The 11970-nt window shown below is 60.1% G+C and carries 10 protein-coding genes and 2 pseudogenes; 8 read left to right on the top strand and 4 right to left on the bottom strand.

Annotation, left to right across the window (positions count from 1 at the left end; translation table 11 throughout):
- Positions 1-38 precede the first annotated feature (38 nt).
- The 4 genes from JCM25414_RS00615 to JCM25414_RS00630 are packed head-to-tail and all read left to right on the top strand — an operon-like array spanning position 39 to position 4394.
- Positions 39-1277, top strand: a complete 1239-nt coding sequence (locus JCM25414_RS00615) for an alpha/beta hydrolase family protein (protein ID WP_159101676.1) — start codon at positions 39-41, stop codon at positions 1275-1277.
- Positions 1220-3211 (top strand): CocE/NonD family hydrolase, encoded by a 1992-nt coding sequence (locus JCM25414_RS15485; RefSeq protein WP_148300868.1) that lies wholly within the window; start codon positions 1220-1222, stop codon positions 3209-3211. Before JCM25414_RS00615 ends, JCM25414_RS15485 begins: the two co-directional genes overlap by 58 nt.
- The gene (locus JCM25414_RS21095) at positions 3208-3774 is read left to right on the top strand and encodes a DUF3237 domain-containing protein (protein WP_025840394.1); all 567 of its coding nucleotides are present in this window, start codon (positions 3208-3210) and stop codon (positions 3772-3774) included. The genes JCM25414_RS15485 and JCM25414_RS21095 overlap by 4 nt, the downstream gene beginning before the upstream one ends.
- Before the next feature lie 53 nt (positions 3775-3827).
- Entirely contained in the window at positions 3828-4394 is a 567-nt protein-coding gene (locus JCM25414_RS00630) for a cupin domain-containing protein (protein ID WP_025840395.1), read from the top strand.
- 200 nt (positions 4395-4594) lie between these two features.
- On the opposite strand, the gene JCM25414_RS00635 is transcribed toward JCM25414_RS00630, so the two are convergent.
- The 4 genes from JCM25414_RS00635 to JCM25414_RS00645 form a co-directional block, all read right to left on the bottom strand.
- Entirely contained in the window at positions 4595-5836 is a 1242-nt protein-coding gene (locus JCM25414_RS00635) for a cytochrome c (RefSeq protein WP_025840396.1), read from the bottom strand.
- Positions 5833-6894: a xanthine dehydrogenase family protein molybdopterin-binding subunit gene (locus JCM25414_RS23950; protein WP_242403195.1), complete on the bottom strand. Its 1062-nt coding sequence runs from the start codon at positions 6892-6894 to the stop codon at positions 5833-5835. Before JCM25414_RS23950 ends, JCM25414_RS00635 begins: the two co-directional genes overlap by 4 nt.
- On the bottom strand, positions 6840-7823 hold the full coding sequence (locus tag JCM25414_RS23955) for a molybdopterin cofactor-binding domain-containing protein (RefSeq protein ID WP_242403196.1): 984 nt from the start codon (positions 7821-7823) through the stop codon (positions 6840-6842). Before JCM25414_RS23955 ends, JCM25414_RS23950 begins: the two co-directional genes overlap by 55 nt.
- A 183-nt stretch (positions 7824-8006) precedes the next feature.
- Positions 8007-8462 carry a (2Fe-2S)-binding protein gene (locus tag JCM25414_RS00645; RefSeq protein ID WP_025840397.1) on the bottom strand — a complete coding sequence of 152 codons (456 nt, stop codon included), beginning with the start codon at positions 8460-8462 and terminating at the stop codon, positions 8007-8009.
- A gap of 167 nt (positions 8463-8629) precedes the next feature.
- Between JCM25414_RS00645 and petA the strand changes: the two genes are divergently transcribed.
- The 4 genes and pseudogenes from petA to JCM25414_RS15510 all read left to right on the top strand — a co-directional run bounded on the left by petA (position 8630) and on the right by JCM25414_RS15510 (position 11684).
- Positions 8630-9286 carry a ubiquinol-cytochrome c reductase iron-sulfur subunit gene (gene petA, locus JCM25414_RS00650; RefSeq protein WP_025840398.1) on the top strand — a complete coding sequence of 219 codons (657 nt, stop codon included), beginning with the start codon at positions 8630-8632 and terminating at the stop codon, positions 9284-9286.
- Positions 9287-9295: 9 nt separating this feature from the next.
- A pseudogene (locus JCM25414_RS26895) lies at positions 9296-10490 on the top strand (cytochrome b).
- Positions 10491-10513: 23 nt separating this feature from the next.
- Positions 10514-11181, top strand: a pseudogene (locus JCM25414_RS15505) (cytochrome c1).
- Positions 11178-11684: a thioredoxin domain-containing protein gene (locus JCM25414_RS15510; RefSeq protein ID WP_242403197.1), complete on the top strand. Its 507-nt coding sequence runs from the start codon at positions 11178-11180 to the stop codon at positions 11682-11684. Before JCM25414_RS15505 ends, JCM25414_RS15510 begins: the two are co-directional and overlap by 4 nt.
- Positions 11685-11970: the final 286 nt, after the last annotated feature.

Raw genomic sequence — 11970 nt, forward strand, 5'->3', positions numbered from 1 at the left:
GGTTTCAGAACAGGTTTTTCTCTCTTTTCAGGTGGAATATGACCAAGAAACTGTCTCTCAAAGCCAATCTGCTTGCCATGCTCGTGCTCTCCACCGGGCTGAGCGGGCTTGCTCATGCCGGAGAGCCACCCTTGCCGACCGATCCGGCCGTCACCCGTTCGCTCGAAGCGCAGGACGCCCTGCCGCGCACGGCTTTCTACAGCACCCCGGCCGATATCGCTGCTTCGGCGCCGGGTGCGCTGCTGCGTCAGGAAAAAGCACCTGAATACAGCCTGCCCAAGGGCTTTACAGCCACGCGTATTCTCTATCGTTCGACTGACTCTCACGGCAAGCCGGTTGCGACGTCGGGCGTGGTCGTCGTGCCGCCGGGCAAGGCGCCCGAAGGCGGCTGGCCGGTGATCGTCTGGGCGCACGGCACCAGCGGCACCGCTCAGTCCTGCGCGCCGTCGCTCATGAAAGACGTCTATTATGGCGGCCTGCGCGTGTTCGATCTGGCCTCTGCCGGATTCGTTCTGGTCATGACCGATTATCACGGTCTCGGGACCGACAGCCCGCATCAATATATGAATAAATTCGCCCAGGTAGCCGATATCCGCAACGCAGTGCCTGCGGCCCACGCGCTGATGCCCGATCTTTCTCGGAAATGGTTCGTGGTCGGTCATTCGCAGGGCGCCTATGCTGCACTCGCTACCGCCGAAGCAGAAGCCAAGGATAACGATCCCGGCTATCTCGGTGCCATTTCGATCGCCCCGGCTGCACGCGTCGGCATGATCAACGCCAATATCTCTGCCGTGAAAAAGGCTGGTGGCCCTTACATGTCGTGGCTCGCCTATGCCATTCACGCGCAATACCCGGAATTCAAGCCCGAGGACCTGCTCTCCAAGACCGGTCTCTCGCAATATCCGGAAGCCACCGGCAAGGCCTGCTGGCTGACGGGCAATGCGCTCTATTACCCTTATTCGGCGAAGGAGCTGGTGCGTCCGGATTGGGACAAGAACAAATACGTCAAGAAGTTCTTCGCCGAGCAGACAGTCGGTTATGAAAAGGCCAAGGGCCCGATCCTGCTAATCGCAGGGGGAGGTGACACGACCATTCCCATTCATACGCTGGAATCCTACGCCAAGGATGCCTGCCATGCGGGATCGGATGTGAAATACATGGTCGTGCCCAATGCCGAGCATGGCGCCGCCATGGTTGAGTCGATGGATACGCAGATTGCGTGGCTGAAATCGGTTCTGGCGGGCAATGTGCCCTCCAATACCTGCCAGCGCCACTGACCGCCCTCATGACGGCAGCACGCTCCTCCATGGCAGTTCTCTGCCTCGGTGTTTCGTTTATGGCCTTTCCCGGTTCGGGGAGGGCGCAGGAAGCGCGATCGGGGGGCAGCGTGATTGCCGCCGTGTCGGGTTATAATCCCGAACTGGTCAAGACGGCGCCCTTCTGGGGGCGGCGTCTCGTGGGCTATCTGCCGACACGCGACCATACGCCGCTGCGCTACAGCGTGCTTCTGCCGAGGGGCAAGGGGTCGTTTCCCGTCGTGATCAATTATAGCGGCTACGATCCCGGCGGCGTAGGCAGCTCGGCCTATCTCAAGGGTGACACGGCTATGTCGGTCAGCCTCGACCGCGATCTGGTTGCACATGGCTATGCGGTGTTCGGGGTCAATGCCCGTGGAACCGGGTGTTCGGAGGGGCAATTCACCTTTCTGACGCCCAGCTATGGCCAGGATGGCTACGATATTGTCGAGTTTGCCGCCTCACAGCCCTGGTCCGACGGACATGTCGGCATGGCCAACTGGTCCTGGGCGGGTATGTCGCAAATCGCCACGGCCTCGACACGTCCGCCGCACCTGAAGGCCATCGCGCCGGGCATGGTGCTGGGCGATGCACGTCTCGATAGCTGGGCACCCGGCGGTGTGCCGAATATGCAGTTTCCGTCCGGTTGGCTGCTTTATCTGCAGTCGCGCTGGGACGCTTTAAAAGAAGGCGCACAGACAGAGCATGACCAGCGCTGTCTGGACAGGCTCGCGATCAATACGGAGGCAAATCGCAGGGATAATCTGCGCGATCTCATTTTGCGCCATCCGCTGCGCGATGCTGAAATCGAGAAGCGTAATCTGGCGGCCAGAACCAGTCAGATCGCCGTGCCGGTTCTATCCATGGAAGCGTTTCAGGACGAGGCCGTGACCTCGCGTGAGGGCTATTATCAGGATACGCTGGCGCCGGAAAAAACCTGGCTGGTCCAGACCAATGGCCAGCACGACGCCTATGAATCCCTGAAATACCGCGCGCTGCTGCTCGGGTTTTTCGATCGTTTCCTCAAGGGCCATCGAGCCGCTTTCAGCGATCCGCCTCATGTGCGCGTCTGGCTGGAAAGCGGATCTCATGGCGAGGGGCATGAAAAGGTCGAGCAGATGGCGCCGCGTGTGACCCTGAGCGGGGCGACCTATCCGATTGCCGCTACCCCCCATGTGTTCACGCTCGCCAGTAAGGGCGTGCTTGAGGACGGTATGACTTCCTCGACCGGATCGGACAGCTATGCTTATCCGGTGCGCGGGCCGGATGTGGATGTCGATGCCGATCATTACGGCTGGGGTGCGCTGCCGGAGCATTGGCGCGAGGGCAGTCTCGCCTATACCTCGGCGCCGCTCGGCACAACCCTGGTGGCCTATGGGCCCGCCAGCGTCGATCTCTGGCTGTCATCCGACATGCCGGATACGGATGTCGAGGTGACACTGACGGAGTTGCGCCCGGACAATCAGGAGATGTTCGTCGAGCGTGGCTGGCTTCGTCTTTCCGACCGGGCACAGGACCCTGCGAGATCGACTGCACTGCGGCCGTTTCCGCTCGATCATATCGAGACCACGCAGAGCCTTGCCCCTGACGAGCCCGTTCTGGCGCGTGTTGAGCTGAGCAAGATGGGGCATGTCTTTCGCGCGGGTTCGCGTCTGCGCCTGTGGATCGATGCACCGGGTAATTTCGGTGGCTACGGGTTTTCGCCCTGGCTTCTGCCCGCCACAAATCGTCTCTGGCATGATGCAGGCCATGTGTCCCGTCTGATTCTCGCACCGTGCCAGAAAAGGGCCGCGACGGTCTGGCGGTCTCTGCCATCCCCAAAACACTTGCGCCGTGCAATGACGTGCTCATGCAGCCCTGTCGGCGCGATCCGTTGCAGTGACCATCGTTTTTTCCTTCAAGGTGATCTGACATGAAGACCCTGAAAAACACTCTTTTTGCGCTTTCCTGCCTCGTGGCATCGGGCGCGGCCCATGCCGCAACGGAGGCGCCCTTCAACGGCAAGGTTTATGATCCGGTCAAGACCGAGCTGGTTCTCAATCTCGTCGTGACCTGCACTGACCCAGTAAGACCTGGCCCTGAAGGTGCCAGCAAGGATGGCGAACGCACCGAAATCTGGCCGATTATCGGCGGGCGCTTCGACGGGCCGGGCATCCATGGCACGGTAGAGGCTGGCGGTGCCGATCTGCCCGTTTCGCGCCCCGATGGCGTTGAGGTGGTTGATGCGTTCTACCGCCTCAAGACCGATGACGGTCAGATTATAGTCATTCACAACAAGGGCCTCGCTTACCCTGTCGATGGGGGCAAGGATTACAAATATCGCCTGAGCCCGGAGTTCATCGCGCCCAAGGGTAAATATGACTGGTTGAATAAAAGCATTTTTGTTGCCACTCTGGTCTATCCCGTTCCCAAAGGGATGGAGCTCGCCAAAGGCCCTCATCAGAACGACCGGTTGATTCAGGTGCTCCGACTTAACTGATACTTTCTCCGGGATCTGGTTTACGCGAAATGTCCTTGAACGAATCTGTCGTTATGACGTCGAACATCGATCGTACCCTGGGCAACACCATACGCGAGAGAAGAAAGCAGAACGGGTATCTGCTCAAGGATGTGGCCTCGCGCGTCGGAATCTCGCTCAGTCATCTGAGCCAGATCGAGCGCGGCGCGTCATCGCCGAGCATCCGCGATCTGATGAAGATTTCGGATGTTCTCGAACTCGATATGTCGACTTTCTTCGGCTCGATAAGAGGTCAGTCCCTCGATAATCCAGCCTTTTACACGCGCATCGAAGATCATGGTCTCCTCAGCTTCGGCGAGGGGATCACCAAGGTGATGCTCAATTCGCAGAGCCCCGATCTGCTGCGTACCTATCTCATGATCATTGAGCCGAACGGCCATTCGGGTTCCAAAATCCTGACCCATAGCGGTTTTGAGTCTGGTCTCGTCCTGCAGGGCTGCCTGCATTTGCAGGTGGGCGGTCAGGACTGCATTTTACGCGAGGGAGATTCCTTCTCTTTCCCGAGCGAGACACCGCATCGCTATAGCAATGGCTCGCAGCAGGTTACGCGCGTCGTCTGGGCGAATGTCGATACGCCCTGAGTGGTTTGAGTGCCTGCTTCAGGGCGGCGGTCATGCAGGCAAGGCTCAAGGGACGCGTGTAGAAAAGAGCGTTATCGCTCTATGCGCATCCTTTGCGCCTCTACCTCTCTGGCGAGCGGTGCAAAGGATTGCTGTCGTAAACGATCGGGCCTGAGCGCGGCTCGCGGAATTTCCCGAAGCCCAGGCTCAGACGCGGAAGCTCAGGGTTTGAATTTCTTCGGATCGACCGATGCATTTACCCCACCGAAATGATGCAGCATCCACGAAGAGAGCGCCGCGAGTTCTTCCGACGTATAGGCTGAGGTGAATTTCTGCATCGTCATCGTGCCGTGGACTGTCTGCAAGGAGGTACCCTCCCTGAGCACGGCGACCAGATTGGTGGCCGACGGGTCGTTCAGTGAATGGCTGCCGCCCAGAGCGGCCCAGTCCAATTGACGGCCCGATCCGTCTTCCAGATGACACCCGGCACAGGCCTGTTGAAACACATGTCTGCCCGCAGAAGGACCGTCATTTTTTGCAATCAGTCCAGAATTGCGCGGCGGGCCATCGGGCTGCGCCGGAACGCTGCGCAGATAGACGACCATCGCGCGGATATCATTGGCTGGTAGCTGGCTCAGACTGTGCTCTATGGCTTCTGCCATGGGGCCGGAGGCCGGGCCGTGGCCTTTGGCGTGACCTGTCGCGAGATAGCTGAAGAGGTCCGCATCGCTCCAGGCGCCCAGACCGTGCGCCTTGTCCGGGGTCAGATTATAGGCGGTCCACCCCACCTGCACCGCGCCTGCGTAGGCGCGGCTGCTGAGGCCGAACATGAAGTTGCGTGGCGTATGGCACTGGCCGCAATGGCCCAGCGCCTCGGTGAGATAGGCGCCGCGATTCCACTCCGCAGAACGTGCCGTATCAGGGGCCATGCGTCGGTTGGGATTGTTGAACCAGTTCCAGAAAATCATGGTCCAGCGCTGGTTGAACGGAAAAGAGAGGCCGTTCTTCGGGGCTTCGGCGCGAATGGCGGGCAGGGTGAACAGATAGGCCTTGATGGCCAGCGCATCGTCATCGCTGAGCAGGGTGTAGGAGGTGTATGGCATGACCGGATAGAGGTGCTTGCCCCCCAGACCGACGCCTTTGCGCAGCATTTTCAACCAGGCCGCGTCGGTATAGGCACCGATGCCCGTTTCGCGGTCGGGCGTGATATTGACCGCATGGATCGTGCCGAAAGGCAGGGTGAATACGCGTCCACCTGTCAGGGCGCGACCGTCCTGAGAGAGATGGCAGGCCGCGCAATCTGCCGCGACGAAAAGGGCCCGGCCGCGTGTGACCTGAGTGGCTTCACCGTTGGGGAGTGCTGTCTGTTGCATCGGGGCTTCCTGAGCGGATGCCGAATTACCGTAAAACGCACAGGCCAGCGTCATGAGGGCCGTGGCGGAGAAGGCGAGGGCGCGTTTCATGCGCGTTTCTCCCCGTTTGCTGCGGCGCTCATCTGCGGCACGAAGGGAATGCGTCTCAGGCGCTTTCCACTTGCCGCGAAAATGGCATTGGCCAGGGCAGGGGCGGCTGCCACGGTGCCGACCTCGCCGATACCCCCTATTTCTGCTGTCGGGTCGCAGACGAGATGCACACGGATATCGGGCGCTTCATTGAGGCGCATCATGCGATAATCATGAAAATTGCTCTGCTCTGCCTGACCGTCGAGGAAGGTGATTTCATTATAAAGCGCCATGGTCAGGCCGAAAATCAGCCCGCCCTGGATCTGCGCACGCACCGCGTCGGGAAACACGACAGGCCCGCAATCCACGGCGGTATCGGCCCGCACGAGATGGATCTGGCCGTTTTCTTCCACCCTGACTTCCAGCACGGTCGCGGCCCAGCTCTGGAAGGAATAATGCAGGGCGATACCGAGCCCGTGCCCCTTGGGAAGCTGACGCCCCCAGCCGGCCTGTTTGGCGGCTTCATCGAGAACCTTGAGCCCTCTTGGTGAGGCCCCCAGATGCTTGCGACGGAAAGCGAGCGGATCGGCTCCGGCGGCATGGGCAAGTTCGTCGATCATGCCTTCGACGACAAAAACATTATGGGTCGGGCCGACGCCACGCCACCACAAGGTTACCAGCCCCTCGGGCTCGCATTGTACCGCCTCGTTGCGTTGTGCGGGAATGGCATAGGGTGTTTCGGTAGCGCCTTCGACAGCGTCCGAATCGAGGCCGTTCTGCAGTCCTTCGGGCGCCCAGCGTGCCAGAACGAACGACCCGGTCGTGCGATGATGCCAGGCTTTGATCATGCCCTTGTCGTCGAGCCCGGCTGTGATGCGATCGTAATAGAAGGGGCGGAACTGGTCCTGACGGATATCTTCCTCACGCGTCCAGAACAGTTTGACCGGATAGGGCACCTGCTTCGCCAGACGGGCGGCCTGACCGATGGAGTTCGAATCAAGCCTGCGCCCAAAGCCTCCGCCGATCAGGTGGTTATGCACGGTGATACGTTCTGGCGGCAGGCCGGTGGCGTCGGCCACTTCCTGACGGGCACGCAGGGCACTTGCGTGCCAACCCAGACATCGGCGGAGTCAGGGCGGATATGCAGCGTGGTGTTGATGGGCTCCAGCGCGGCATGGGCCAGAAACGGCAATTCGTACACCGCCTCAATGCGGCTAGAGGCGCTGACGAGAGCAGAATCGACATCGCCGGTCTTCTTCGCCACGAGTCCGGTCGTTTCCGAAGCCTTTTTCAGCGCCTCAAGTAGTGAAGCGCTCGACATTCCGGCATGGGGGCCGAGATCCCATTGCGGGTTGGCTGCCTTCATTCCCGAGATGGCGGCCCAGCTATGCGCGCCGATAACGGCCAGCGCATCGGGCAGGGTGACGATATCGATCACACCAGGAATTTTCAGCGCAGCCTTACGGTCGAAGCCTTTCAGCTTGCCCCCCTTGACCGGGCAGGCCATGATCCGCCCGATTTTCATGCCGTCGAGAAGCACATCCATGCCGAAGACAGCACTGCCATTGCTTTTGGCATGGGTGTCCATGCGTTGCGGGCTGGTGCCGATCAGACGGAACTGGGCAGGGTCTTTCAACGGGATGGGATCAGGGACGGGCTGTCGGGCGGCGTCTTCGGCAAGGGCGCCGTAAGACAGGCTGCGTCCCGATGCGGCGTGAGACACCATGCCATCTTTTGCGACACAGCTTTCGGCTGGCACCGACCAGCGCGCGGCTGCGGCGCGCAGAAGCATGATCCGTGCCGCGGCACCCGCCTGACGCAGCGGAATCCAGCTATCGCGGGTTGAAGCCGAGCCGCCCGTCACCTCTTCACCGGCAGCCTTGTCGATAAACCGCGCATCGGCGGGTGCCGCCTTCAGGGCGATCTTGTCGAGCGGGACTTCAAGCTCTTCGGCGATCAGCATGGCGATGCCGGTATAAATGCCCTGACCCATTTCGGCGTGGCGCATGATGAAGGTAATGGCGCCTTCGCGATCGATGCGGATGAACGCGTTCGGCGTAAAGACACCACTGGCCTCCGCACGCGCGCGGGCAGGCCGGGGATAAGGCCTGACAGCATCAGCCCGCCACCCGTAGCGAGGGCCGCGCGCAAAATGGCACGTCTGTTGAGCACAGGGCCGATCTGGTGGGGTTTACGCATTACTGGCGGCCTTATGAATGGCGGCGCGTATGCGCACATAGGTGCCGCACCGGCAGATATTGCCCGACATGGCGTCGTCAATATCGTCATCGTTCGGTGCGGGCGTGGTCTGAAGCAGGGCGGTCGCCGCCATGATCTGGCCCGATTGGCAATAGCCGCACTGGATGACCTGCTCGTGCAGCCAGGCTTCCTGCACGCGCTGTCCGAGCGCGGTCTGCCCTATGGCCTCAATGGTGGTGACAGGCCGGTCGCCGATGAGAGAAACCGGCAGCTGACAGGCGCGCGCAGGTTGCCCTGCCACATGCACGGTACAGGCGCCGCATTGCGCGATGCCGCAGCCATATTTCGTGCCGGTCAGTCCCAGAATGTCACGCAGCACCCATAAAAGGGGCATGTCATCCGGAACATCCACGTCATGCGACTCCCCGTTAATAAGAATCGTTCTCATGTCGTTGTGATCCTTCAGTTTTTTCTGGCGCCGTCCTTTACGGAGGATCGCCAGTGTCGCGACGGATTGCAAGTCTGCTCTTCTATTTGGGCTCCGGAAGTTGTTTTGATGTTGACACGTTTTTGTGGCCCCCGGATGATCATTTCATCCTATTTAAGCAGGACTTCATGACTCAGGACGCAGACCGCCCCACTTCCTCTTCCTCCTGTCCGCTACCCGGGGGAGGGACGAGGCGCCGCGATGTGCTGTCGACCGTGATTGTCGGGGCTGGCTGTGTTGGCGCCTGCGCTTTGGCCTATCCTTTTCTAGACAGTCTGAACGGCACGAAAAATACGACTCTTGGCGAAGATGATTCGATCGATATCGATATTGCCGCGCTTCGTCCTGGCCAGCAGCTTGTCGTGACATGGCGCGGCTGGCCTGTATTTATACAGAGGCGCACGCCGGAGATGCTGGCGTCGTTGAAAGCGACTGAGATCGTGCAGCATTTGCGCGACCCCGACTCGAAAATTCTGCAACAGCCGAAAGATGCCACGAACTGGCATCGCTCTGTCGTGCCGGAAATCGGCGTGCTGATAGGTATCTGCACCCATCTGGGTTGTGTGCCCTCCTACGCCACACCTTCTGCCAACGATAAAGCGGCAAAATATTCCTGCCCGTGCCATGGCTCGCAATTCGATGCGGCGGGTCGTGTGTATAAAGAGGCCCCCGCGCCCTATAATCTTCCCGTGCCGCCTGTCACCATGCTTTCTGCCACGCAAGTGCGTATCGGGCAGAGCAAGGGCGATCCGGCATTTTCAATCGCCTCCATCCAGCAGATCTGAGCGGCGACCATGAGTAAACCTGACATCACGCCAAGCGGCTGGCTCGAAACGCGCCTGCCATCGTCTCGGCCTTCCGGCGCGAATATGTCGATTTCGCCATGCCGCGCAATCTGACCTATCTCTGGAATTTCGGGGCATTCGCGACAATTGCGCTCGCCCTTCTGATCGTGAGCGGGATTTTTCTCGCGCTCAATTACACGCCGAGCGTCGCCGAAGCTTTAACAGCATCGAGATGATCGATCGTCACGTGTCATCGGGCTGGCTCGTGCGCGCCATTCATATGGGTGGTGTGTCGATGCTTTTTGTGGCGCTTTATGTGCATATGGCGCGCAGCCTTTATTACGGCTCCTACAAGGCGCCACGCGAATTGCTCTGGCTCACGGGGCTCGGTCTGTTCATTCTGGTCATGATCGCGGCTTTTGCGGGGTATATCCTGCCCTGGGGTCAGATGTCCTATTGGGGCGCGACGGTCGTCATCAATGCCATGAACGCCGTGCCTCTGATCGGCTGCTCTGGCCTCATGGCTGCTGGGGGGTGAAGGGCTGGGCTCTGTTGCCTTGCATCGGATCTATGTCCTGCATTTCGTGACAGGTTTTTCGATTGTTGGGGTCATTGTGCTGCATGTGGCCGCGCTGCACGTGGTGGGGTCCAACAACCCGACCGGCGTTGAGCGAAAGTATCTGACGATGTGGTGCCTTTTCATCCTTACTACACCACCAAGGACGGTCTCGGTCTGTGCCTGTTTCTGATGGTCTATGCAGCGTTGATTTTCTTCGCGCCTGATCTCCTGACGCTCGCCAATAACTACGCCATGGCCAATCCGCTGGTGACACCGGGTGACATCACGCCGGAATGGTATTTCGCCCCTTTCTACGCCATTTTGCGTGCTGTTCCGTCCAAGCTGGGCGGGCTCGTTCTGTCTGCGGGCAGTCTGGCCGTGCTGTTTGCCGTTCCCTGGCTCGATCGCTCTCCCGTAAAATCGGCGCGTTATCGCCCGGTGCTCCGCTGGGCGCTTCTGGGTCTGTTTCTGGCCTTCATCGCGCTCGGTGTCGCGGGAATGCACAAGCCGACCGGGCTCTGGCTCGCCATCAGCCGCGTCAGCGTGACGTATTACTACGCGTATTTCCTGGTCCTGCTCCCGTTTCTGCCCAGAATAGAGGTCACACGGCCCTTGCCTGCTTCCTTGCGGGGAGAGAGCGTATGAAGCGGTATCTTCTTGTCGCGCTCATGGTGCTGCCTTTGACGGCGCAGGCTTCAACGCCCGAGCAACGTGGCTTTCAGGTCTATCGTCAGGTCTGTGCCACCTGCCACAGCCTCAACCAGGTGCGTTTTGCCGATCTTTCCGGCATCGGCCTCGCCGTTCCCGATATCAAGGCCTATGCGGCGTCTCGTCAGGTGCCCGATGGTCTGGATGACGATGGCGACCCCAAGACGCGCGCGGCGCATCTTTCAGACCCCATCGGCTCACCCTATCCGAACGAGGCCATGGCGCGTCTGGCCAATCATGGCGACGTGCCGCCCGATTTCTCGCGCCTGGCCATGACCGAAGAAGGGGGCGCCAAACGGATCGAGACGATCCTGCGCTCCTACGCGCCAAGCCTGCCGACGTCGTTCTCGGGCCGGGCTCCTATTACAATACCGCTTTCGCCCAGAACCATATCGGCATGCCGCCACCGCTTCATGACGGGCAGCTGATCTATGCCGATGGAACGAAAGCCACGATCCCTCAGATGGCGCAGGATGTAGGGACGTTTCTCGATTGGGTGGCGCATCCGCATCGCGTAGCGCGCACGCATACCGGCCTGGCTGTTCTGATCTATCTGGCGGGGCTTACCACTCTTCTGGCCCTGCTCAAGCGTCGCGTCTGGAAGCGCGTCAAGGAGACCCGTCAATGAGCGACACGACAACGCTGCTTTACGCGCAATCCGTCATCTGGTTGGTCATTTTCGGCCTTTGTGCGGTGATCGCGCTGATGTTCAGACGCGTGAGAGGCTTTTATCGCCGTATCGCGCCCCTTGGGGCTCTGGCGCCAACAGTGGCGACCATTGAGCATCTGCCGACGACACACTTGCGCAGCCTTTCGGGCGGTGAGGTGACGGCAGGGGGGAGTCGGGAAGACGGGCGGCCGCAGCTTCTGGTTTTCGTTTCCGGCTCCTGCCCCGTTTCGCGCAAGATGGTACCGATCATCAATGATTTCGCTCGGCGTGAGGGCCTGTCGCTGCTGTATTGCGGTGATGAAAGCGATGAGGCGCAGAGACGTACAATCGCCACGCTTGGTCTTTCCGACAACATTTTCGTCAATGATTCTGCGATCGGTCGTCTGCTCGGCGTGGATCGTGTGCCTTTTGCCGTGCTGCTCGACCCCATGGGCGCAGTTCAGGCACGCGCTGGTGAATAATCTGGAGCATCTGGAAAGCCTGCTCGGCGTGCAGGAAACAGGATATCGCTCTTTGCAGGGCTTCATGACGGCAAACCCGCAGGCGCTGACAGGCTGAATAAGCGATTTTTCTGCTGCGGATCTGCGCTGTCTGTCTGATGCCCCGGTCGGTCGGTTAGTCGAGTGAGGGCGCGGTGCGTATTTGTCGAGCCTTCGCAAGCGATGCGGTGCCGATAAAGGGAAAGGCAGGATGTGTGAAAACGGGCGGTGGGCTATCCCAACGCCTTGTTTTCCGAACGATTTCGGG

Origin of the sequence: Asaia platycodi JCM 25414 (assembly GCF_000614545.1) — a bacterium.
In the GTDB taxonomy this organism is placed as follows: Bacteria; Pseudomonadota; Alphaproteobacteria; order Acetobacterales; family Acetobacteraceae; genus Asaia; species Asaia platycodi.